The sequence below is a fragment of the Blautia sp. HCN-1074 genome, assembly GCF_037890165.1.
In the GTDB taxonomy this organism is placed as follows: Bacteria; Bacillota; Clostridia; order Lachnospirales; family Lachnospiraceae; genus Blautia_A.
On sequence record NZ_JBBKBP010000001.1, the window covers coordinates 253,692 to 279,056 of the forward strand.

The 25,365-nt window shown below is 40.4% G+C and carries 19 protein-coding genes and 1 pseudogene; 3 read left to right on the forward strand and 17 right to left on the reverse strand.

Features of this window, described 5'->3' with window-relative positions; genetic code table 11:
• On the forward strand, positions 1–1,305 hold the full coding sequence (locus tag WKT11_RS01260; protein ID WP_117677541.1) for a hypothetical protein: 1,305 nt from the start codon (positions 1–3) through the stop codon (positions 1,303–1,305).
• 72 nt (positions 1,306–1,377) lie between these two features.
• Here WKT11_RS01260 and WKT11_RS01265 read toward each other — a convergent pair whose 3' ends face one another.
• The 8 genes and pseudogenes from WKT11_RS01265 to WKT11_RS01300 all read right to left on the reverse strand — a co-directional run bounded on the left by WKT11_RS01265 (position 1,378) and on the right by WKT11_RS01300 (position 12,214).
• On the reverse strand, positions 1,378–3,132 hold the full coding sequence (locus WKT11_RS01265) for a leucine-rich repeat protein (protein ID WP_340281861.1): 1,755 nt from the start codon (positions 3,130–3,132) through the stop codon (positions 1,378–1,380).
• 544 nt (positions 3,133–3,676) lie between these two features.
• Positions 3,677–5,491 carry a leucine-rich repeat protein gene (locus WKT11_RS01270; protein ID WP_340281864.1) on the reverse strand — a complete coding sequence of 605 codons (1,815 nt, stop codon included), beginning with the start codon at positions 5,489–5,491 and terminating at the stop codon, positions 3,677–3,679.
• A gap of 677 nt (positions 5,492–6,168) precedes the next feature.
• Positions 6,169–7,005 carry a hypothetical protein gene (locus WKT11_RS01275; RefSeq protein ID WP_340281867.1) on the reverse strand — a complete coding sequence of 279 codons (837 nt, stop codon included), beginning with the start codon at positions 7,003–7,005 and terminating at the stop codon, positions 6,169–6,171.
• An 87-nt stretch (positions 7,006–7,092) separates the two neighbouring features.
• Positions 7,093–7,323, reverse strand: a pseudogene (locus WKT11_RS01280) (hypothetical protein); the annotation flags it as partial.
• 33 nt (positions 7,324–7,356) lie between these two features.
• Positions 7,357–9,078 (reverse strand): leucine-rich repeat protein, encoded by a 1,722-nt coding sequence (locus WKT11_RS01285; RefSeq protein WP_340281873.1) that lies wholly within the window; start codon positions 9,076–9,078, stop codon positions 7,357–7,359.
• Positions 9,079–9,400: 322 nt separating this feature from the next.
• Positions 9,401–9,844 carry a hypothetical protein gene (locus WKT11_RS01290; protein WP_008706612.1) on the reverse strand — a complete coding sequence of 148 codons (444 nt, stop codon included), beginning with the start codon at positions 9,842–9,844 and terminating at the stop codon, positions 9,401–9,403.
• Between the two features lie 175 nt (positions 9,845–10,019).
• The gene (locus WKT11_RS01295) at positions 10,020–11,693 is read right to left on the reverse strand and encodes a leucine-rich repeat protein (RefSeq protein WP_340281876.1); all 1,674 of its coding nucleotides are present in this window, start codon (positions 11,691–11,693) and stop codon (positions 10,020–10,022) included.
• Between the two features lie 179 nt (positions 11,694–11,872).
• Positions 11,873–12,214: a hypothetical protein gene (locus WKT11_RS01300; protein WP_173717689.1), complete on the reverse strand. Its 342-nt coding sequence runs from the start codon at positions 12,212–12,214 to the stop codon at positions 11,873–11,875.
• Positions 12,215–12,509: 295 nt separating this feature from the next.
• On the opposite strand from WKT11_RS01300, the gene WKT11_RS01305 reads away from it, so the two are divergent.
• On the forward strand, positions 12,510–14,222 hold the full coding sequence (locus WKT11_RS01305) for a hypothetical protein (protein WP_118137663.1): 1,713 nt from the start codon (positions 12,510–12,512) through the stop codon (positions 14,220–14,222).
• Between the two features lie 80 nt (positions 14,223–14,302).
• Here WKT11_RS01305 and WKT11_RS01310 read toward each other — a convergent pair whose 3' ends face one another.
• The 8 genes from WKT11_RS01310 to WKT11_RS01345 form a co-directional block, all read right to left on the reverse strand.
• A complete protein-coding gene (locus tag WKT11_RS01310; protein ID WP_340281883.1) occupies positions 14,303–15,478 on the reverse strand; it encodes a leucine-rich repeat domain-containing protein in 1,176 nt (391 codons plus the stop codon).
• Between the two features lie 201 nt (positions 15,479–15,679).
• A complete protein-coding gene (locus tag WKT11_RS01315; protein ID WP_340282222.1) occupies positions 15,680–16,174 on the reverse strand; it encodes a BadF/BadG/BcrA/BcrD ATPase family protein in 495 nt (164 codons plus the stop codon).
• Between the two features lie 48 nt (positions 16,175–16,222).
• On the reverse strand, positions 16,223–17,191 hold the full coding sequence (locus tag WKT11_RS01320; protein ID WP_118137661.1) for a Gfo/Idh/MocA family protein: 969 nt from the start codon (positions 17,189–17,191) through the stop codon (positions 16,223–16,225).
• A gap of 122 nt (positions 17,192–17,313) precedes the next feature.
• Positions 17,314–17,511 (reverse strand): small, acid-soluble spore protein, alpha/beta type, encoded by a 198-nt coding sequence (locus WKT11_RS01325; protein ID WP_022380942.1) that lies wholly within the window; start codon positions 17,509–17,511, stop codon positions 17,314–17,316.
• 148 nt (positions 17,512–17,659) lie between these two features.
• Entirely contained in the window at positions 17,660–17,845 is a 186-nt protein-coding gene (locus WKT11_RS01330; RefSeq protein ID WP_008706626.1) for a PspC domain-containing protein, read from the reverse strand.
• 132 nt (positions 17,846–17,977) lie between these two features.
• Positions 17,978–18,916, reverse strand: coding sequence for a DUF4097 family beta strand repeat-containing protein (locus WKT11_RS01335; protein WP_243098814.1), 939 nt, complete (start codon positions 18,914–18,916; stop codon positions 17,978–17,980).
• A complete protein-coding gene (locus WKT11_RS01340; RefSeq protein ID WP_243009366.1) occupies positions 18,913–19,620 on the reverse strand; it encodes a DUF1700 domain-containing protein in 708 nt (235 codons plus the stop codon). The genes WKT11_RS01335 and WKT11_RS01340 overlap by 4 nt, the downstream gene beginning before the upstream one ends.
• On the reverse strand, positions 19,617–19,937 hold the full coding sequence (locus tag WKT11_RS01345) for a PadR family transcriptional regulator (protein WP_117845524.1): 321 nt from the start codon (positions 19,935–19,937) through the stop codon (positions 19,617–19,619). The genes WKT11_RS01340 and WKT11_RS01345 overlap by 4 nt, the downstream gene beginning before the upstream one ends.
• Before the next feature lie 231 nt (positions 19,938–20,168).
• Between WKT11_RS01345 and WKT11_RS01350 the strand changes: the two genes are divergently transcribed.
• The gene (locus WKT11_RS01350; protein WP_118137659.1) at positions 20,169–21,572 is read left to right on the forward strand and encodes an RsmF rRNA methyltransferase first C-terminal domain-containing protein; all 1,404 of its coding nucleotides are present in this window, start codon (positions 20,169–20,171) and stop codon (positions 21,570–21,572) included.
• A 54-nt stretch (positions 21,573–21,626) separates the two neighbouring features.
• Here WKT11_RS01350 and addA read toward each other — a convergent pair whose 3' ends face one another.
• Positions 21,627–25,364 carry a helicase-exonuclease AddAB subunit AddA gene (gene addA / locus WKT11_RS01355; protein ID WP_118137657.1) on the reverse strand — a complete coding sequence of 1,246 codons (3,738 nt, stop codon included), beginning with the start codon at positions 25,362–25,364 and terminating at the stop codon, positions 21,627–21,629.
• Position 25,365 lies beyond the last annotated feature (1 nt).

Here is a 25,365-nt window from a genome sequence, read left to right on the forward strand (position 1 = left end):
ATGAACAAAGATGACTCTTTCTTCTACATGATCGGTACTCTGGAAAATAGCAAATTTATCGAAAAGAAACGTTTCTATGTAAAAGGCAGTGCCGGTTATGAACAGGCACAGGGAATCTTTTACCATTCTAAATATGGCTTATTCATTGCAACGAATAAATTAACAAATGGTTCTGCTACTAATTACAACATGATTCTCTGTGCCAGAATTCCAGATAAAATCAGTTCTGTAGATAATGGAAAGATCTATATTCCTGAATCCGAATTCCGTTTTAACGGGAACAGCAGATATGCTTCATTGGCTGTCAGATCTCTGTGTATCAGCGATAGTGGCATTTTATATATATCTACTAATGCAGTCGCTGCCACAGCAGGTTCCGAATATGATAATGATGTTATTTTCCGCGCAACTAATCCGGTCTTCCCTAAAAACGGATTGATGGAATTTACTCTTTCATCTAAAGAAAGCCTGATTGTTCCAAATCCAGATGTCACAATCAATGGTTCCACCTACACCTGTGCAAATCTTGGTGCTTTTGCCCTGAATGGTACTACCGGATATTGTCTGCTTTCACATACAACTGATGATGATATGAAAGATAAAGCCAGTGTTTTATTGTCAAGCCCGGATATATCATCCAAAAACTTCACAAGAGTATCTGGAAGTCCTGTCTTGAGAACTATGGGACATGGTAATGGAATGACCTATGCTAATGGATATCTTTTCGTAGCTGCATACGATAGAGCCATTAACAGGAATGAAATCGCCCAATTAGATCCCGCTACTGGTAATCTTGTCGAAACATATCAGTGTGAACACACTATTGGTGGTATTTCCTATTATGGTTATGACTCTCAGCGTGATAAAGATTTATTTATCGTAGTAAATTATGATTATAGTTCCAGCAAACCATATGCAGAAAACCCAGAATTTTTTATTGGTTATCTGGAGTCCGGTAAATTTACAAGTATCAAAAATTTCCGCGCACAGAATCCTTCCTTTAAAAACGGCTCACAGAAAAATGTTCTGCAGGATATTTTTTATTCTCCATCACATGGCTTATTCTATGTAACCTTTACCGGTACAACCAGAATCTATCGACTTCTTCCTGAACAGATTAAACAGGCATCCGATGAACCGCTTGTTCCGGTTGCCGTTTACAATAAAGACGATGCTATCTATGAGATTGAATCTCTTGCAATCAGCGATTCAGGAACTTTATACATTGCGCAGAACTGTGATTCCGAATTTACTAAAGATGATGCTGTAACCCAGATTGGTGCTTTATCATTTATTAGCAAATAGGTCACTTATATGTAACAATCAGCCGCCATATGCTCCCAAACATATAGCGGCTGATTTTACTGGTATTTTTTATCAATATACAATACTTTTGGAGTAATCATTGCTCCTGCTATACAGCTTTTTATTCTGATAATCCATCCGGTAACTTTTAATCCGATAAGTATAAGTAACTCCTTCTTTCAAATTTGTATCTGTAAAGCTCGTCACATCCCCGCCTTTGATTGTTTTTATGCAAACACCTTTCTTTCCATTTTCAGAACGCCATATCTGATATCCTATTGCATAATCTGACTTTTTCCATTTAATGGTTAACTTTTTCCCTGCTTTCTTTGTCAGAGCTGTAATCTTCGGCTGTACCGGGCAGAAAGTTGTTTTTACAATATTTGATGGCTGACTGTATATGATTGTTCCATTCTCATCTACAAAATACGCTCTGATCCTGAAAGTAATATTTTTTCCATAATACATGGAATACCAGCCTGCATCAATATTTTTTGTATTAATGTCGTTGCTTTTGATTGTAGAACAATGAATATATTCTCCCCGTAAGTTCTTTCTCTCTATTTCATATCCATCTACAAAATACAATTGTGACGCTTCCCATTTCAGTGTAACTTCATCCTTCTTTTTTTCAGCAACCTGGAGTGTCAGTTTTGTATCATTTATACCATCGTCAATATATTGAACCGGTATCTGATGTGATTTTGCAAACTTTTCCGCATAAGAACCCTTTGGTGTATAAATTGTCAGCAGTGGACAGTTTTTAAAAGCATTTTCCTCAATTATCGTAGTTGTCTCAGGAATAATTATTTTTTTCAGATTCGTACACTCTGCAAAAGCCTGGGTCTCAATAAAATAATTTTGTCTTCCCAGCCATACTTCTTCCAGTTTATCACTGCCATAAAAAGCTTTTCGCCCAATTCCATCTGTAATATTGCTGATCCGTACTTTACTGACTGAATTATCAAAATCTGCTACTCTCTCTCCTTCATATCCTGATGGTCCTTCCCATTTTTTGTAATACCAGTAATCTAACCCCTGATCATATGTGTGGTGTAGTTCGTCTTCTCCATTTTCATCAAAAAAAGGATATCCCTCTTCTCTGTATGGCAGAATACCAAGATGAGTTACAATTACCTTACTGTCGCTGTCAAAAGCATCATCCGCAATAACCAGTTTATTCGTATTAATAGCTACAAAATCAAACAATTTCGGGCAATTGCTGAAAGCATAACTTTCCACATTAACCCCACCACTAAATGAAATTCTCCTGAGACTGGAACAGCTTTCAAAAGCAAAAGTTTTTATTGTAACATTATAAGCCCGTACCTGAACGCTTTCTATCTGGTCACATCCTGCGAAAGCCTTTTCACCAATTTCCTTAACTTCTTTTCCTTCATATTTATGTGGAATATATATTTCTTTTTTATTTACACCCTTTACCAGACGATAACCGTCAAGTTCAGCATCATACTCATACTCCAGACCTTCAGTACCTGTCTCCTCTTCACTTCCACTTTCCGTATCCGAACTCTGCGCCTCTGCCACTTCATTCTCCGTGTCATCCGTAAATGCAGAAGCCACATCTTCTTCTGTAAATTCATCGGTTTCCTCTGCTGACGTAACCCCGGATTCATCACTTTCCTGATTCTCCTGTGCATTACTATCTTCTTCCAGAGCAGTATCTCCCGTCAGAATTTTTTCCGGTTCTGCCGCTTCCTGCACACTTTCCAGATTTCCATCTGAAAAATCCGCGGCATATACTGGTGTCCCTGCCGCTGTCATGGTAAGTGCCAGAAGCATTGCAAGCATTTTCTTATTCTTCATATACTTTTCCTCCATTTCTGTACAATTTCTTACTGTTATGGAAATATAAGAATATTACATCTTATTTTTTAATATACCATATTTATTTCCATTTTCTGTAAATACGGTTTTAAAAAGCTCTTAATGTCCCTGAATTTTTTCATGAACCTCAAAAGAACTTGCCATATAAACACAAATCCTGTATAGTATAAAATGCAAACAGCAATCTAATCTTTCTCATAATCAATTTTCCGGCAAATATCTGCCAGCAATTCCAAAGATAAAAATACATAACTTCAAAAAGATTTAAGTATTTAATAAAACCCGTCAAAATGTTATAATTCAGATACAATAACGGACATGATTTTAATAAAAACCCAGAATTATTTCAGGTACTTTTAAACGAATATGAAGAAATCCAAGCTATCTCTACAGACCCCAAAAGACGTGAACAGTTATACAAAGAATATAATCTTTGACCTGATTGGATAAACTACAGTATACAGCCACCATTTGGTTTTTAACTCATATGGTGGCTGATTTTACTTATTTATCAATTTTCCCACTAATACACAATACTTTTGGAATAATCATTGCTCCGGCTATATATTTTTTTATTCTGATAGTCCATACGATAGCTCTTAATCCAATAAATATAAGTAGTGCCTTCTTTCAGATTTGTATCTGTAAAGCTCGTCACATCCCCGCCTTTGATTGTTTTTATGCAAACACCTTTCTTTCCATCTACCGAACGCCATACCTGATATCCTATTGCATAATCTGACTTTTTCCATTTAACAGTTAACTTTTTCCCTGCTTTCTTTGTCAGAGATGTAATCTTTGGCTGTACCGGGCAGAAAGTTGTTTTTACAGTATTTGATGGCTGGCTGTATATGATTGTTCCATCCTCATCTACAAAATATGCTTTGACTCTGAAAGTGATATTTTTCCCATAAAATTTACTATAATTCCATAGTTCAATATCTTTAGTATTAACTTCACTGCTTTTAATCGTAGAACAGTGAACATATTCTCCCTGTGCATTTTTTCTTTCTACCTCATATCCCTCTGCAAGATATGGCTGCGATATTTCCCATTTCAGTGTAACTCCATCCTTCTCTTTTTTGGTCACTCGAAGATTCGGTTTCACATCATTCAGGATATCCTGCGAGGTTGCAGATACCACCACTGGAATATTATGTTTTCTTGCAAATTTTTCCGCATAGGAACCCTTAGGGGTATAAATTACCAGAGAATTACATCCATCAAACGCATCATCCGCAATGTCATTTGTAGTATCCGGTATATATACTCTTTCCAGATTTTCACAGTCAAAAAATGCTTTTGTTTCAATATATCTGTTCTGACTTCCCAGTTTCACAACTTTGATTTTTTCGCTCCCATAAAACGCTTTTCTTCCCACTCCTGTCACATTTGTATCTTTGACAAATACCGTCTCCAGTTCATCCTGCACATCCAGAATCCTTGTTCCCTCATGTTCTCTGCTGATACCTTCCATATCCCCTGTCATATTTGGATCATAACAAACATAAGTGACTCCACTTTCTTTAAATACATAATCTTCATCAAATAAACCAGCTACAAAATACTGCTTATTGCCTTTAAAATTGTTACTTTCTTCCCCCAGATATACACATACTTTGTTATCTGGATCAAATGCATCTCTTTCGATAAATTCTCCCCCGTCTATAAAGAGATTGTCAATACTAATATATACACATTCAGAAAGCTGTGGACAATTTCTGAAGGCATTCTTTTCTACCTTAATCACGCGATTTAACATAACTTTTCGCAAATGAATGCAGCCTTCAAATGCAGACTGTCTGATAATCATGGTTTCCTGGTCCCAGTCCCGGTTTACCCTGACATTTTTTATCCGGTCACAGCCTGCAAATGCTTTTTCACCGATTTCGCTCACTATTTTTCCATTATATTGTTCCGGAATTATAACACTCTCCACATTGACACCTTTTACCAGATGATAGGTATCTGTTTCCGCATCATATTCATACTCCAAACCTTCGGTACCTGTCTCCTCTTCACTTCCACTTTCCGTATCCGAACTCTGCGCCTCTGCCACTTCATTCTCCGTGTCATCCGTAAATGCAGAAGCCACATCTTCTTCTGTAAATTCATCGGTTTCCTCTGCTGACGTAACCCCGGATTCATCACTTTCCTGATTCTCCTGTGCATTACTATCTTCTTCCAGAGCAGTATCTCCCGTCAGAATTTTTTCCGGTTCTGCCGCTTCCTGCACACTTTCCAGATTTCCATCTGAAAAATCCGCGGCATATACTGGTGTCCCTGCCGCTGTCATGGTAAGTGCCAGAAGCATTGCAAGCATTTTCTTATTCTTCATATACTTTTCCTCCATTTCTGTACAATTTCTTACTGTTATAGAAATATAAGAATATTACATCTTATTTTTTTAATATACCATATTTATTTCCATTTTCTGTAAATACTGTTTTAAAAAGCTCTTAATGTCCCTGAATTTTTCCACATATGCGTATATTACAAAAAGCCCTGTCCGGTATTCTGATGCCGCAGTTTTTTCAGCCGCAGCACCAGATTATCACCATCCAGAGCTTTTTCCTGTTTTATTGCTATTCCACACTCGTGAATTATATCCTCACATGACTAAAGTCACGTGCTTCCAGACGCTTTAGGCGTCAGACTAAATATCGGCGGATACGCCTGTAACTTAGGTTTGCGCAGATATGCGCTTTTTCCCATGCCAGATATGGCAGGTCCCCACATTACAGGTAGTCCGCTGTATATCTGCCTGCATCTATGCAGCCATTAAGAGTCCCATCTCAGAACTGAGTTCCCTTAGATCTGCATAAACACATGAGGTTCTACGCTTTACTGCAGGGACTTTTGCCTCCAGCAAAGACCTTTCCGTTGCCGGAAGGGGTTTTAAAAGTTCACGGATAAAATATCTGGCCCCGATATTATAAGAAGCTGACAGGTCACAGTTATATCTTTTTCCCGTCTGAAATGCGCAGAGGCTGTGATTTCTCCAGTCACGCAGGACTATCCCTGATCCATCATACGCAAGCCTGCTCGTATTCCATGCACAGATCCATGTTCCCTCTGGAATCTCCGGATTCGTCCCAGTGTGCGGTACATACGGTCTTTTTCACTGGGGAAGTCAATAAACTTTCTCCCCAGGACAGTTCCGTCTGCCCGCATGATGGTACAGACTGCATCCGTATTGATCCCCAGATCCACACTGCAGATGATCTGCTCTTTTACAGGTGTCTTGGTAAGCATCACTTCTTCTGTATAGGAAAAACGCAGGAAATATTTATGGTGTCTTTTTTCCAGTGTCGGGGCAGATGCCTTTTTCCCATACCAGTTCCTGCGCAGGTATTCCATATCCGTATGGCTTAAACACACACGGAACCATCTCCAGTCATGCCCGTCATACAGTTTCAGGTATGCCTCATCTTTTCCCTCTGTCCCTTCGCGGTACATCACATCCCGGTAAAAGACCGGCATGGCATGGTTTTCACAGGTAAAATTCGGTTTCCCGGAGAGTTCTCCCGCTGCCTCCCACTGTTCCATCCGGCTTTCATAGGACGATACACTTCCCAGTGCATGCTGGATGGCAGCTCTCCTGAGATAAGAAGGCATCTTCGGAAAACGGATGTCAAAATCAAAGTGGGCATGGTTCTTTTTCGTTGTGTGAATCAGATGTTCTGCTGCATTAAAGCGTTTTTTTGCTTCCGGGATCATTTTCAGTTCTGCCCACACCTGTTCATAGATTTCCGTCAGATAGCTGACCGCCTGACGATAGATTTCCAGTGTCTGGCGGATTGGGATATTCTGTTTTCGTATTTCCACACCATAACTGGATACCGTCTGCATTTTCTTCTCCTCTGAACTGTTTTTTTATTTTGTGCTATGAACAAATTGTACCATAGATATCTCATTCTGTAAACATATGTTCTTTTTTTAACAAAAAAATTGCGCGTCTAACTCATCACTGAAGTAACGAGAATGCGACGCGCGGTCATTCAACGATTCAACCATATCAATCTTCTTCAGCTTCTGGTGCATAAACAGATTGACGATCATGGAAAATCCCACCGTCAGCAGTCCGCTATACAGGAAGCTGATCGGTTTGATGTTTCTTCCAAACATTACCGCATCCACTTCCACAGTCAGAATAATATATCTGTGCAGGAAAATTATAAGTCATATGGCGGCTGTTCTGTATTATGAATACTTAATCGTTTTCAACTTTGTCTGCGTAAAAATATCCCCATATATTTTCTTTTTTAATGAATTGATGCGGTAGCTTTTAATTGCATAGGTATAAGTTACTCCTTTTTTTAATCCCGTATCTGTAAAATTCTGGGTTTTTCCATTGGTTATCCTTTTCACACAGGTAAAAGGTTTCCCGTTTTCAGATCTCCATACTTCATACCCATCTGTATGTGCTGTCTTTTTCCATCTGACAGTCAGTTTTCTGTCTGTCTTTTTCGTCAGAGACGTAATTTCTGGTTGTTTCGGCCAGAAGCTAACTTCTGCATAAGAATAAGGAGTATAACTTTTCTTCCCGTCCACTCCTGTAGAATAAGCTCTGATTCGAAAACTTATATCTTTTCCATAGTAACTTGAAATTGTAAGCGGTGAAATTGTCGTAGTACAGATATCACTGTTTTTTATATTAAAGCAGGTAGTGTATTTACCTCCAGCTTCTTTTTTCTGAATCAGATATCCGTCTGCCATTTCCGGTTGATTCCATTTCAGTCTGATTTCATCTGTAAAACTCTGGTCGTCTTTCCTCTTAATTCTGGATACCTGAAGTTTTATTTTTTCATCCTGTATATTTTCAGCACTGTAACGGACAGGGATTTGATGTTTTTTTGCAAATTTTTCCGCATAAGATCCTTTGACCGTATAAATTACAAGAGATGGACAATTTTCAAAAGCATTTTCTTCAATCACTGTAGTTGCAGATGGAATAAACAGTTTTTTCAGATTTATGCATGATGCAAAAGCTTTTGACTCAATGAAGTAATTTTCTTTTCCCAGACGTACTTCTTCCAGCCTGTCACTTCCATAAAAGGCTTTCCGTCCAATTCCTTTTACATTATCTCTAATCCGAACTTTACTGACTGAATTGTCAAAATCAGCAACACGGGTTCCCTCGTATTGTGAAGGACCATTATTTTTTACATAATCCCAGTAATCCATTCCCTGCTCTTTTTCATGCCATCCATCTTCACCATTTTCATTGAAAAAGGGCTCAGGGCTTCCTTTCCATGGAAGTCCGCCATCTGCTGACACAAGTACCTTGCTGTCTGCATCAAACGCATCATCCGCTATGGATACTTCTGTACCCTCATAATAATTGATTAAAGCAAAATCATATAATTTCGGACAGTTGCGAAATGCACCACTTTCTACCTTTATTCCTCCAAAAAAGCTTACTTTTCTTAAACTGATACAGTTTTCAAAAGCATCTTTTTTTATTTTGAAATTTTTGTGATGATCCAGTATCCGGATTCTTTCTATCTGATCACATCCTGCAAAAGCACCTTCTCCGATTTCCAGAACTTCTTTTCCTTCATATTTCTCCGGAATACGGATTTCTTTTTCATTCACGCCCTTCTTCACACGATATCCATCGATTTCCGGGACATATTCATACTCCAGGCCTTCTGTACCTTTGTCTTCTGTTTTATCTCCTGTCAGATCTTCCTCTTCGCTATTTCCATCTGTAATCTGTGCAGCATCTGCATTTTCTTCCATATCTGCAAAAGCTGGCATTGTGTCCTCCGTCAGTTCACTGTCTTCCATCCCGAACAGAGAAGATTCCGCATCCTGTACACTTTCTGCAGTCCCATCCGAAAAATCTGCTGCATACACTGGTACACCGGATGCCGTTATTGTGCATGCAAGAAGTAATGCAAGTATCTTTTTATTTTTCATAATGCTTTTTCCTCCATTTCCGTATCATTATAAAATATAAGAATATTACATTTCATTTTTACTATACTATATTTCTTTCCATTTTCTGTAAAATAGTTTTAAAGCTCATCAAATGTCCCTGATTCAGATATTTATCCAGTACTCCTGTCCGGAAAAATTTTATACCAGAAAAAATTTACTTTCTAATATTCCCGCGATATAAAAAAGCAGAAAAATCTTATGTCTCTTTGGATAAATCTTTCCTGCTTTTCATAGATTCATTTTTTATTCTGGTTTACAATCTCTGTTTTTTCTACTCTTTATTTAGTGTAACTGGTAAACATCAATTCAAAATAAGTTCATTTAAAGGAGGACAAACAAACAACTTTATAAAATAATGCTCCTGCTTAACAATCGCCCGTTTTAAGGCATTTATTACTGAGGATGATTTTATTCGGGTTTCGATGTTTTTCACGAAAGTAGCAAAAAATACCTGCTGGCGGATACACTCGCTTAATGCAAAACGGAAATCCTGCACGCTTTTATCACGATAATCAGAAAATTTTTCATCCTGATATGACAATAGTTTCATACCACAGTAAGTGATGTTAATAAGATTAATCATCATCTCAATGCCCTTGCAGCTCCGTACCATGTAGCTGCATAGCGACCAGAAAGTTTTCTGTTCATAGTAGCTGATTTCAATACCAGCGAAACGAATAAATACTGGTTGTGACTTTAGAGATTCAGGAATCAGATGCAGGGCTATTTTAGCTGTTACATTCATAAAGCCTGAACAATCAACTTTGGCATAGGAACACGCATAATAAAAGGCATTCAGCGACTTTTTCGTAATACCGGATAAAAAGTGTCGGTAAAAAAACGTATGGAATGAGCCGACTCCAAAGCCAGTATTGAGAGTACCAACAGAAATAGCTTTTCAGCTCTTGGGACTGAAATTATTACGCCCAGTACCATCCATATAATCTGGTACCATCTTTAGTTGTACAGTATGCTCTCACATAATAATTTTCATTCTTATTTAGTTTTCCGGTTTTATCTGTATAAGATGTAACATTTCCATTTTTTATAGTTTTAATTTTTCTGTACTTCCGGGCATTTTCATCATATCTGTACAGAATATATCCCTGTGCGCCTTTTGCCTTTGTCCACTTAAACGTAAGGTTTTTCCCCTTCTTCTTTTTAGAAACATCACTTACATTCCCCGGTCGTCCCTGGACAGTCACTGTATTACTCTTCTTACTGTACTGGTCTGTATATATTCCGGCTAATGTTCTCACCCGGACTTTGTATTTCACTGTTCTCCCTGCAGGGCTCTCAGGCTTATATGACGTAGTATTCTGGTCAACTTTGCTTACACATTTATATTTTTTTGTGGCTGTATCATATCTGTAAATATAATATTGAAAAGTATATTCTACCGGTGTCCAGTTTAATGTAGCATTACCATTTTTTGCATCATAAGATACTTTCAGTTTCGGTACCGGTACTGCTGTCGGTGCTGGTGTTGTCTTGCAGGTCAGATTATGTTTCTTTGCATATTTTTCCGCATAAGAGCCCTTATCCGCGTAAATAGTAATGCCAGAAGCACCATCAAAAGCATCGTCACTGATTGCTGTTATACCGGAAGGCATAATAATACTCATATTTTTGCACTTTGCAAAAGCTTTCGACTCAATCGTTGAAGTTTTCCTCTCAATGAGCACTTTTTTTACATTTGAGCATCCATAAAAAGCTTTCCGCCCAATCACTTCCACAGCAGACCACACTCTTACCGATGCCTTTGTATCATCACAATCTACGCAGAATGTTCTGGAATCTCCTTCACTCCAGTCATCATAATAAGAAGTACCATCTTTATCTGTCAGAACATAATCATCATTATCCGTAATTTCCATAAATACCCTGTTCTTGTCTGCAAAAGCCTTAACAGTCTCCGGAATTCCATTATCTCCTGCTCTGAATATTACCTTTGTATCCGCGTCAAAAGAATCCTGTTCTATTTCTGTATCAAAAGAATCATAGTAGGAAACCCCTGTATACTCCCACAGCTTCGGACAATTATAAAATGCCCTGCTTTCCAGCTTCGCTCCCTGATCAAAAGAAACTTTTCTGAGATTTTCACAGTTCTCAAAAGCAGATTTATCAATGCGGATACGATTTTTCCTTCTGTCAGCTCCCTCTTCTGCTTTCACAGTCTTTATGTTTACGCATCCGTAAAAAGCTCTCTCTCCAACCTCTGAGACTACTTTTCCATTATACTCATAAGGTATTATGACATTCTCTGTATCTGTTCCCTTTGTCAGGCGGTATGTATCAGACTCTTTAAGATATTCATATGTAAATCCATTCGCATCCGATTCCGCTGCACCTGAGGATGCTTCTGTTATCTCATCCACAAATCCGTCTGTACCTGCATCTGATTCCACTTCATCCTGAAATGTATCAGTTTCAGGATCCTGACTATCTGTCTGGAATTCCTGTTTTTCTTCTTCTGCTCCATATTCCTGTACTTCCCCATCAGAAAATACTGCAGATTCTGATGCATAAACCGGAGCACCGGATAAACCAAGTGCTGCCGAAATAGCAACCGCTATGAACTTTTTTCTATCCATAAAAATCCCTCCATTCCGTGATATTTAACCGTTAATGTTAATATATCACAAGATGGAGGAATTTTGGTAATTATGGCATTAAATGTATTTTGATAGACATGAATCTTATTCTTCCATCTTGTTCCCCATAAAACAAAGAGTCTGCAGCATTTAGCCTGTCTTTTTTAATCTGCAGATCCTCAGGAAATAATCATTGCATAATTTGTGATCACTCTGGTCCACCGCGTATCAATAACTGGTCTGTTTAATGTCTGATAAGCATCCACCTGTACCATTATCTGTACGGCAGTGTCCAGTCCTTCATTATTTTCATCCTCATTCAGTTCCAGAGATCCGTTGACCAGAAAACTTTGAGCTGTTTTTTCTGCACCATTGGTAATTCCAGTCACAGGCTCAACAGCATCTGCCAGTCCCTGATAAATCCGGTCTCCTACAATAAAAGAATCCTGTTCCTCATAGTTTCCGGCAGGAAGATTCTTCTTATCAACAATATCCACAGCAGCACAACTTCCAGTCTGCATTTCTTCATCTGTATTCGTATCGAAAATCGGTGAATAGGAAAAATCAAAATACCTGCTCTGCGGAAAATCAGACAGATGAAGTGTATCCGTTCCTGCATTATAAAGAAATAATCGATTAACTTAATTTCTTTCACAAACAAATTTACCCGTTTATAAAGTACTATATCTTTTATCATTCTGAAACAATAATTCCTGTCTGTATTTATTTTTTATTTCCGGTTTACAAATCATGAAAAAACGTCTCTTTACAAAGTGAATTTGCAAATTCCAAAAATTTAAAGGAGGCAAAAAAATTATGCCAGGAACATTCAATGGAACAACTTTAACCATTTCAGCTACACCCGTAGACCATGCACTAATTCCCGATGAAGGTGCAACAAACGTAGCGGGAATTGCAATTGTGGGGTCAGATATGTATTGCGTAAAGACAACCGGTCTTAAAACTACATTACTCAAAACGACTGACTACATGGCAACAAAAGCAACTGCCGTAAAAAAAGATCTGAACTGGTTCGCTCTGGGACTTACCAAAATTGGAAATTATCTGTATATGCTTGCAGAAGACCATAAAGGTTACGGCGGTTCTACAACCATCGTAAAACTGGATACCAAAGGCAATCAGCTCGGTACGTACAGTATCAATGAAATTTGTCCAAAAGGCGCATTAGGTATCACTGCTGCTGACGGAACTAACGAGAAATTTATCATTATGCATTACGCTGACAAGAGCAATGCTGGGACATTAACTTTCAGTGTTGTAGACTGGAAGGCTGCTAAAGCAGCAAGTACATTCACAGTTACTAACTCAGGCTTTGGTTATACCACACAGCTCCAGGATATCTACTATCACACTTCATTTGGATTATTTATCCTGACAAATAACACTTTTTCAACACTTCAGAACCGTATTCTGGTAGTTGATTATCATCTTACTGATGATAAAGGTAAAAAATACACTCCATGTGCGGTCATCAATGTAAATAAAACAGGTGAATATAAACAGTACAACCTTGAATCAATCTGTATGAAAGCCAATCACCTTGTGCTTGCATCCAATGTTATAACATCCGATGGAACCGCAGAAGATAAATTCTCTGTACTGGAAGGCATTACCTACTCCGGTAAAACCTATACTTTTGCATGCGGTTTTAGAGCAGGAGCCCGTGTGCCTACCAAAGTAGATCCCAACTATGAAACAACCAATCTGGGATGTGTATCCTTTAACGGAAACAATACTCCATATTTTATAAAACAAAGTCAAGATAAAGTCGCTGTTCTTGGCTACTGTAAAAATTATATGAATACAAGCGCAGGTGTATCTCACTTTAAAACATTCACTGACGGTTTATTAGGTCATGCCAACGGTATGAGCTGTTTTAACGGAAAATTCTTTGTTGTCGCAGGAAATAACAAAGTGGTTGCTATCAGCAGTAACAAAGAGGATGAGGAAATAACATATACAGTAACTCCCAACGATAACGATAAATCATTTACTCTTAAAGCAATTAATTATTTTTATGAGGCAAATACAGCTTTATTATTGTCCGTTGTTGACGGAACATTAAAGCTCTATAAATGTACATTTGAAAATGAAAAAAATGTAAAAGCCACTTATCTTTGTACACTGGTAAACGCCGGTCAGCCTACATCCCAGGATATTTTCTATCACAATAAATTAGGGCTTTTTGTCGGAACCAGTAATCCACATACTGTAAGTGGAGTAACGACTAAAATCACAACAAAAAACACCTTGCTTCATTATAATCTGAAAAAACTTGATGATAGCAAACTTTTATACCCAGATTTTGGATTTGTTACAGATATTCCTGCTAAAGATGCTCAGGGCCGCACATATAACAGTTTTGAACTGGAATCAGTGGCTCTGGATCAAAATAATAAATTAATCGCTGTGTGCAATGCCAATGTCAAAGATGCTACCCACACCAGTGGTTTAGCATCCACTGACGGCTTCTTTCAGTATAATACGCTTGAATTTATTACAGCTTGATTTCGCTACATCAATAACAGCATAAATTTCCATTATAAAAAGCAGGCAGTTTTTCGCCTGCTTTTTATAATTCCAATTTTCTATTTAACAACAACTTTTTTATTATCTGACCATACGCCAAACTGTTTAATACCATTCAACAACGTATATGCATGCGCTTTCAAATAGTAAACTCCCGGTTTTATATTTTTAAAAGTAACTGTATTTTTCTTTTGATTTTTTAATACAATATTTTCTCCTGAATCTGCATTCTTAAGTACGCAATCAAACCCATCACTGTATTTTAAATTTCCAAACTGTGCGGTTACTGTTTTCTTTTTCCCGGTAATTTTTATTAATTTTATATTATCTTTATTTAGTTTAACAGGAGGCATACGCATTTCATTAGACCACCTGCTATAACTTTTTTTACCATTTTGAACAGTATAAGAACGGACTCTGGCAAATCCCATAGTCGGCACTTTTTTTAATATACAGGTTGTGTTTGCAGAATTTTTATTAGCTAATACCTTAGTACCATCATATATTTGATATTGATATCCATCTGCATTCTTTACTTTTCCGCTCAAATCAATTGTAACATAGATTTGTTTGTTTACTATATCTGAATCAACAGATTTTATATACGGACGATTTGTTTCTGGTTTTGAAGCAGTTCCCTCACTTACAAAAGGAATACCATTCATCTTACAGTAATAGTATGCATATGAATTTTTCTTTCCATGAACTGTTAGAGAATCACAATTTATGAACGCCTCAGCACCTATCTCAGTAACTGTTTCAGGTATATATAACGTTTTCAGTTTTCGACAGTCAGCAAATGCAAAAAAATCTATACTTTGAAGATTTTGGGGAAGTTTAACACTCGTCAGTTCACCGCAGTATATAAATGCACTTTGTCCAATTTTTTTCACATTATCAGAAAGTATTACCCTTTTAAGCTTTGGACATGTGCTAAAGGCAAAAACTGGAACAGTATCTACTGAAGCCATCCACTCTACTTCTTCTATATTCAAATTATCTTCAAAACAAAATTTTTCTACTTTAGAAACCGAAGGAAGAAGTGTTATCTTCTTATAATCTCCAGTTGGGTATTCTCCATACACACGGCTCTCTGAAATTTTCAACTGTTCATACTTATTTTTACTTTCAACGGTTATCTGCGATTTCATAGCAGCTTCTGCTGAGACAGATGCAGAAATTGCTACACACGTTAAAGCAATCAACAATATTTTCTTTACTTTCTTTGACTTCATAGAATCTCCTCCAATCAATAATATTCATCTATTATCATAGTATATCACTAACTATAAAAGATCCTGTATTTCTGGTATTAAAAGTATTCTAATGACCCCGAACCAAAATACAAATTTAAATTAATCTGTTTCTTCCAAAAAATATTCCATATCTTATCAATTTAATTCCTTTAAGAATCCTATTCATTCCTTCGTCAGTCATTATGTCTTTTTGATTTCTACAATTAATTTATATTTTTTCCATTTTTCAGTTTCTGATTTCATCTGTTCTGCCAGGTCAAACAGTTCCGCAATGGTAACTCCCAGTCGATTCGCCATAATCTCCAGAAACTTCCCGGTTCCGGCAGAACATTTATCATTCATAAGAAAATCCTGGATCATTCCCTGATCTACCAGGATTACTTTCGTATCCTGACCACCCACATCAATAATTGCACATTCATTTCCCGCCAGTTCTCTGCCACCTCTTCCATGACAGGTAATCTCCGTAATCACAAAATCTGCATAATCCACAGCTACGCGCCCATATCCTGTAGCAGCTACACGAACCCCTTCACTCATTACATCAATCCCCTCATCCAGAAGCCTTGAAGCAATCTCCGAAGCCGTCTCCTTACTGCTCCACCCTGTAGGCAGCACAAATTTTGTTACATTTCCATTATAGCAGAAAAGAAAAACCAGTAACGTTTCGGGTATATATCAAAAACATTACTGGTCTTTTTTTATAAGATTATTCCACACTTTTTATTCGATACAGGGAATCTCATAATTCCAGGATTTACGGATGTCGTCCATGATTTTCATAATCCTTATTGTCTCTGCATGAGGCATTTCCGGACACTCCAGTTTTCCTTCCTGGATTGCTTCCATGCAAGATTCTACCTCATATTCATATCCTGAGATCTGTTCCGGCACAACATAAGAAGCCACTTCTTTATGTTCGGTATCAAACACTGTAATCTTTTCCGGATTATTGATATTCTGCACCTGCATATATCCTCTGGTTCCGAAAATACTTCCCATTCTGTCTGAGATTTCCCTTGCTCCACACTGAAGGGTTGCCATGCAGTCTCCCTCAAACACCATGGCAATGCTGTCCAGAATATCCACTCCATTCTGAAAGATTGCAGTAGCCTTTACATCCTTTACCTTATCGCCAAGCACCATGGAAGCAAAATTGATTGGATATACGCCTACATCCAGAAGAGCACCTCCTGCAAGCTCCGGTTTACGGATACGTTCCACATGACTTACTGTATAGCTGAGATTCGCCGTAACTGCCGTAACTTCTCCGATCACACCGCTTTCAATAATATCGTTGATCATCTTTCTGGACGGCATATATCTTGTCCAGATTGCTTCTGTGATCAGAAGCTTTTTCTCTTTTGCAAGATCAAATAATTTCTGTGCCTGCTCTGCATTTACAGTAAATGCCTTTTCACAAAGCACATTCTTTCCCGCTTCCAGACACATCTTTGCATGCAGATAATGGTGTGAATGAGGAGTTGCGATATAAACCAGTTCAACCTCATCATCTGCCAGCATTTCCTCATAGGATCCATATGCTTTTTTTACTTCATATTTCTGTGCAAATACCCGGGCACGTTCCAGATCACGGGCAGCAACCGCATACGCCTCCACATCTTTCATTCCTGCCACTGTTTTCGCCATAGTAGAAGCAATGCCTCCTGCTCCCAGAATACCTAACTTCATTTTATTGTCCTCCCATATTTATAGCAGATAAAATTATCCACTTCGCTACTTGCTCTAATTTTACAGCATCATCGCCCGGAGAACAAGTTTATTCCGTTATATATTTATCCCATATCATTCATTTATTTTTTCAGTTTCTCTTTTTTTCGTTTCGTCATCAACCCTCCAATCCTTCCGGTCTCTTTCGCAGACAGACTTTTCCATCCATCACTCAATACTCTGTCCAGCAGTCCCATTTCCTCTGCAATTTCATACTTCATTCTGACCTCCGGCAATAATTCTCCATCAAGATAAGCTTTTATTTCCTTCTCTTTATCCAAAACAGCCCACACTCCTTTTCTTTGGAGTATGGGCTGTTTTCTTAATTTTTATACTGCATTTCATTCAAACGGATATTCGCAATCCGCTTCGCTGCCTGCCTGATTCGGTTAAACTTCTGTCTATTACAGATTGGATTCTGAGATTCTGTTATCTTTTGGGAATAATAATTGCAGCAATGATATATGCCCAGATTCCCGCACCTCCAAAGCAGGTAAGGATCACCCATGCCAGACGCACCAGCGTAGGGTCAATATCAAAATATTCTGCGATTCCTCCACATACACCGCAAAGCATACTGTTTTCTGATGATTTGTATAAACGTTTGTCACCCATGTTCCATTTCCTCCTTAAACTCAGATTAGTCGAGCAGATAAAATCATCCGCTTCGTTACTTACTCTACACCGAATAACTTCCTGATTCGGTTAAATACTACTTTTATTTCTGCACGTCAGAGTATATGCTCTTCAGGATATCTGCAAATCTCTGTGTTCTTTCCCGGAGAAATCTACTGATATATTTCCCATACCGCACTCCAGATCCAGTTTCCTGTCTGCGCCTTTATTGGAAATGGTTTTCTCCCGTCCAAGTCCACTGTAGGAATCAGAACCTACATCCAGATTTCCCACTCCACATTCCAGATCATAATTATAATCCTCCTGCGTACCGGTCAGTGTCAGATCCAGTTCACCCAGACCACATTCTCCATCTGTCTTCCTGGCGCTCAGATCTGCAAATGTCATACTTCCGGTTCCGATTTCCAGATCTGCCTCCCTTGCGGTCACCGGATTCTTACTTTCAAATTCCCCGGCTCCCATCTCCACACTCAGCTTCTCTGTCTCAATATCTCTGTTCAGATAAACAGTACCTGCACCCATCTCAATCTCCAGCTCCTGAAGCTTAACATCTTCCGGATAGGAGATACACACCTTTCTGTTTTTAGACAGTTTTTTCGTGCTTCTGACCTTAAGAGTATCCGAACTCTCCTTCACTGTCACATTCTTCCCACTGTCATCATAAACTCTGACACAGAAACTGTCGCCCTCTTCCAGAATCAGATCATCGTACTTCAGCTCTATATCCAGCTTTGCGGGCTGATACTTCAGCTGATATACAGTGCCATCTTCCTCATCCTCATCAACAGTGCGGACATAATCCTCACTATCATCATCATCACTGTCGTCATAATCATCACTGTCGTCACAATCATCGATGTCATCATAATAATCATCATCGTCATCATAGTTACCATCCCCATCTGCCACCAGAAGCACCCTTTTCAGGCTTTTCACCCCTGTCAGTTCCGACATACTGGCTCCCATAACACCACCGGCAGCTGTCAGCCCGATTCCCACAGCACCAAAAATCCCCGCTGCGATCAACATTCCTTTTGTAAACTTCTTCATTTAACCGCCTCCTTTCTCTTTCTGTAAAGCACCCTGTTAAAAAAGTCGGTAATCTTCCGAAACCACTTCGGCACAATACGTACTGCGACACTGATCAGCCCCAATACCATAAGGATTGCCAGAGCAATCATAAGACATCCAATTCCTATTGTCATGATCCCGGTTCCGGTCATTACAGTCAAAAGCCCTGCTCCAGCCACAACAGCTGCAAGCCCGCCAACCAGTAAAGCCACAGCGCCTATACCCAATCCAACGATCAGCCAGAACGGAAGCAGTAAGATTCCAACTGCAAATGTCAGAATCCCACCAACAGCCCCCTTAACAAAGGGAGAGATAAAAACCAGCAGAATCACCGCAAGGATCAGCACCGCCTGATTCCCCTTTCTGAAAAAACGCTTCCCTGTTCCCGACTCTTCTCCATATTTCTCAGGCATCTGTCCTCTCTCTTTAGTTCGGGCATCCTCATAGCCATGCTCCGTATATTCTCCATACTCATAGCCTCCTGCCGAACCTTTCAGATCCGCCTTGATAATCGCTGCAACCTTCTCGGGACTTCCAAGTTCCCTGAGCACCGAAGCTTCATTCTCAGCTCCTGCATCATCGAAATAACTATTATAAAAATCAAGGGCATCCTGCCTCTCTGTCTCGGAAATATCAGCAAGCAGCTTCTCCAGCGCCTGCATAAACTGCGCCCTGTCCATCATCCTATTCCTCCCTCAAACATCCCGCTTATCTTGGATGCATAAATTTTCCATTCAGCTTTATAAAACTCCAGCTGCGCAGCACCTCTGTCCGTCAGCTTATAATAACGCCGGTTACGTCCTGCATACGCCATATCATAAACCTCCAGACAATCATCCTTCTGCAGCCTCCTGAGCACCGGATACAAAGTAGACTCCGAAACATCCAGAACTCCACGCACATCCTGCGTGATCTTATATCCGTAAGTCCCTTCCCTCTCCTTAGAAACAACCGCCAGAACAACCGCATCCAGAAGCGCAGCACCCGTATTAAAAACCATATGCTCACTCCCTTGTTTCAATTATGCTCTGCATAAATATCATTATCTCTGCAATCCTGCCGGAGACTATATACTATACAGAACATCAATATTGTTTTGTTAACGATATTATATGATGTATAATATCATTTTGTCAATACTATTTAGCAAAAATCCATTATCATTTATAATTACCATGATATCTATCTATAAACATTCGACTAAACTACAGCAAAGGAAACTTACACAACCATGAACGAAAATACAACACAACTCCACCCCGCATTCCTCTCCCGAATGAAGGAAATGCTCGGCAACGAATACCCGGCTTTCATCTCCAGCTTCGATGCCCCCCGAACCTACGGCCTGCGCATAAACACCTCCAAAATCACCTGCGAAGACTTCGAAAACCTGTCTCCATTTCCAATCCGTCAGATCCCATGGATCAAAAACGGCTACTTCTACGATGAAGACATCCGTCCTTCCAGATGCCCATACTATCAGGCCGGCCTCTACTACCTTCAGGAACCCAGCGCCATGACCCCCGCCTCCCGCATCCCCATCGAGCCGGGTGACAGAGTCCTGGACCTCTGCGCAGCTCCGGGAGGCAAGGCAACTGCAGCAGGTGCAGCACTTCAGGGACAGGGACTTCTGGTAGCAAACGATATCAGCACTTCCCGCGCCAGAGCCCTCCTTCGCAACCTGGAACTCTTCGGTATCCCAAATGTCTTCGTAGCAAACGAAACACCTGCAAAGTTAACCAAAGCATTCCCCGAATTCTTCGACAAGATCATTCTGGATGCCCCATGCTCCGGAGAAGGAATGTTCCGTAAGGAAGAATCCCTTGCCAAAGACTGGACTCCCGAAAAATCCCTGGAGCTTTCCGAAATCCAGAAAGAGCTTATCCTCCAGGCAGCCGATATGCTCCGTCCCGGCGGACTGATGCTTTACTCTACCTGCACATTCGCGCCTGCCGAAGACGAACAAACTGTTTCCTGGCTTCTGGAAAACCGTCCTGACATGGAACTGGCAGAAATGGAAGATTATGAAGGCTTCTCCCATGGAGTTCCTGAATGGGGAAACAAAAATCCGGAACTTATCAAATGCATCCGGATTTTCCCACACAAAATGAATGGAGAGGGACACTTCCTTGCGCTCTTCCGTAAAAAAGGACAGGCAATCCGGGAAAACTCCCGTCCTCACACAAAACCGGACAAAAACGCATTTCCACTGATTGAGGAATTTCTGAACGAAATCGGTCTGAAAACTCTCTGTGGCCAGCCGTTTGACTGGGAACGTGTGGAAATCCGCGGTGATAAAGCCTACTATCTTCCCCCTGTTGCCCACAACTTCCGCGGCATCACCTTCTTAAGAAACGGTCTCTATCTCGGTGACCTGAAGAAAAACCGCTTCGAGCCGTCTCAGCCACTTGCACTGGCGATCCGCAAAAATGAAGCAGAAGCAGTCATCTCTCTCTCCGCTTCTGACGAAAGGATTACCAGATATTTAAAGGGCGAAACCTTAAATATCGAACCCGAAGAAGCAGCTCACAAAAAAGGCTGGCATCTCCTCTGTGCAGATGGATATCCCATTGGCTTCGGCAAACTGGTCAACCAGATCCTGAAAAACAAATATCCGGCAGGGTGGCGCGTATAACACGCGCTTATCCTGCCGGATATTTGAATTCATAATAATAAATTTTTAGTCCGCTTACAGCAATATCTCTTTCTGCAATGTAAACGAATAAATGATCTTCTCCTTCACTTTTTTCCCTGTCATCCGCTCCAATGCCCGGGCATAATCCTCAAGCTGCACATGATACAGATCGATCAGCTTCTGTTCCTGTCCTCTCTTCACTCTATCCGTTTTATAGTCCACAAGAACAATCTCATCTTCTTCCATAAAATAGGCATCGATAATTCCCTGCACCAGCACTGCTTCGTTCTTCCACCCATCATCGAGCATAGAAGCACTTCTCTGGATCACAAAAGGCTGTTCTCTGTAAAGATGTTTTTTCATAGCAGCTTTCTTCATCCTCTGCCCCAGCCCGGACTCCACAAACCTCCTGATATCCCGGATCCGGATACATTCCGCTTCCTGCTCTGTCATCTTCCGGCTCTCCAGGAGTCTCTTTAACTGAGCCCGAAGCTGTTCCTCTGTATCTGTTTCTGCATAATCCAGACATTCCATTACTCTGTGATAAGCAGTACCTCTGGCAGCCCCCTTATACTCTTCCTGCTTCTCTGCCATAAATGCGGGAACCGGTGCTTCCTGTTCTTCCTCCTGCTCTTCGGCAGACACACTGATATTCTCTTCCAGTTCACTTTCATCATGCCAGCTTCTCTTTTTCAGGTCCGAAACACTGACTTTAACCGGAATATCTTCCAGATATTTATACGGATATACAAAGGAAAATCTTTTCTCTATCTCTTCCTTCACAGCCTCATCATACACTTTATTTTCATCCCAGTTCTTCAGATATTCCTCCTGCATCTGGTTTCCTGCCTGGATGAGAACTGCCTTTTCTGTCATCTGACGGACAGTGATCTTTTTTATCACAAACTCAGAGATATCATCGTAAATCCCCGGCTGTTTCTTCATGAGGATTCCATATTCCCACAGAAGTTCACTCATGGCCCGATGCCGCACCAGCGCAGGCAGTACAAAAGCCCAGTAATTCTTTGCTTTCATTCTGGTTCCCAGTGGGAGCAGTTCTTCTTCCTCATCCAGAAAACGCGACAGCGACAACATCTGCTTTTCCAGCTTTCCAACTGTTCCTGTAAGGATCAGTTTCTCTTTTGCTCTTGTCATGGCAACGTAAAGTACCCTCAGTTCCTCTCCCAGACTCTCTTTCAGAAGCTGTCTTCTGATCACCTGCTTATTCAGTGAAGATGCGATCACTCGTTTCTCCGGTATGATAGCATCCGCCCCTATTCCCAGTTCCGGGTGAAGCAAAAGACCTGCATTCATATCCTGAAAATTAAACTGTTTTCCCATACCGGCCACAAATACTACCGGAAATTCAAGTCCCTTACTCTTGTGAATCGTCATAATCTCCACTGCTGTATTGCCCGCTCCTGTCAGATTAACCTCTCCATAGTCCACCTCATACGCCTGTAGCTGTTCGATATAACGGACAAAGTTAAACAGACCTCTGTAGCTTGTCTTCTCGTAGTCCATAGCTTTCTCCACAAGCATGGTCAGATTTGCAAAACGCTGCTCCCCTCCCGGAAGTGCTCTTGCATAATCTCCATACCCGGTTTCTTTCAGCACATAAAGGATCAGTTCGTGAACCGGCGTATATGCAGCCATATTTCTTACCTTTTCCAGAAAGCTCAGAAATCCTTTTAATTTAATATTCAGGGAATTCTTTTCATTTTCTCCTGCATATGCAGAAACACTCTCATAGAGCAGACCATCAGGACACTGTATTCTAAGTTCTGCCAGTTCCTGGGATGTGCATCCGACGATCGGTGAACGAAGCACTCCCATAAGCGGAATATCCTGCAACGGATTGTCACACACCTTAAGATAATTCAATACAGTCACAATCTCGGTTGCAGAGAAATATCCTGTTCTTGATGTACAATATACGGGAATCCCCTGAGATGCCAGTACTTCCCTGAAGGTTTCTGCCCATCCATAGGCAGTTCGCAGCAGGATTACAATATCCCCGTATTCCACAGGCCGGTATTCCTTCGTCTCTTTATCTACGATCTGTTCTTTTCCCACAATTTCTTTAATTCTCTGTGCAATGGCCAGTGCTTCCAGTTCCTGCCCTGTCTGATTTTCCATTTCCCTGCGGTTTCCCGATACACCTGAGTCTTCATAGTCCTGTACATCAGACAGCTCTTCTCCGTCTCTCTCGACCAGAAGAACCTCTGTCTTTACAAATTCCTCAGATTCTCCTTCCGGAAAAGAAGCTCCAGGATAAAGGGCTGCATCTTTGTCGTAGGTAATCCCTCCCAGGTCTTCCCCCATGATCTGCCGGAAAATAAAGTTTACACTTTCCAGAACCTGTTCCCTGCTCCGGAAATTTTTGTGCAGGTCAATTCTCTGCTCCTGTGCTTCTTCTGTGGAATAGCTTTTATATTTTTCCATGAAAAGCTCTGGCCTTGCCAGACGGAAACGATAGATACTCTGCTTTACATCTCCTACCATGAAGATATTTTTCTTCTGGTTGATCCACCCGGATACTGCTGTTGTCAGAAGCTCCTGCACTAAGTTACTGTCCTGATATTCATCCACCAGGACTTCATCATACTTTGCGGAAAGTTCTCTCGCAGCCTGGGACATATGGATTTCTTCCCCTTCTTTCGTCATCAGTATCTGCAGGGCAAAATGTTCCATATCCGTAAAATCCAGAATATTCTTTTCTCTCTTTGCCTCTCCGAACTGCTCTTTAAATTCTGCTGTCAGCTCGACTAACATCTCTATTGGACCTCTGATATATCTGATTACCTCCAGAAGTTCCTTCTCTGTACTCTGGAAATATCGCTGCCCCAGTTCCTTCAGAATCCCCTTTTCCTCATCCCGGAGATCTTTCACTCTCTGTTTCTTCTGTTCATCTACATCCGAAGACTTCTTTGTGCTCAGCCGGGCAAATGAGGGTTTCATAAGGATTTCTGCAGTTCCATTATAATCTCTTTTCTCTGCCAGCTCCTGCAGACTCCTTATAAGAAGCAAATCACTGCTCAGTGCCTCATCATACAGATACGGACCATCCGGCTCTGAGCATATTCTTCGAGCCTCCTGCACCAGAAGCTTCGCTTCCTGCAGTTCATCCTTCACTGCATCCCAGAGCATTTTCATCCACTCAGTCTCTCTTAACTCTTCCAGGGAATCAATCCTGTAATCATCCATACAGCCGGACAGCCATTCCTGCGGAAAAGGATTGCTCATAGCCATTTCATATAATTTCTGTATCAGGTTTCCCAGATTTTCATCTGACTTTCCCGTTGCAAAGCATTCCACGAATTTCTGAAACTTTTCATCTTTCCTGGCATAATATTCTTCAAGCAACGCTTTCACAACATCTCCCCGCAGAAGCTTCAGTTCCCCCTCATCTGCCGTCCGATATCCCGGATCCAGTCCGATCAGATGAAAGTAATTCCGGATAATATAGGCACAGAAACCATCAATAGTTGTAATCTGTGCAGTATGAAGCAGGGTTGTCTGTCTCTGAAGATGCTCATTATCGGGATCTTCACAGAGTGCTTTTTCAATAGCTGCCGAGATCCTCTCTTTCATTTCACCTGCTGCCGCTCTTGTAAATGTCATGATCAGCAGTCTGTCAATATCCACAGGGTGTTCTTTATCTGTGATCTTACTCAGGATACGTTCTACCAGTACTGCCGTTTTTCCGGACCCGGCTGCCGCACTGACCAGAATATTTCTGTCCCGCAGCCTTATAACCTCCTGCTGCTCCTTTGTCCACTGTACGCCCATC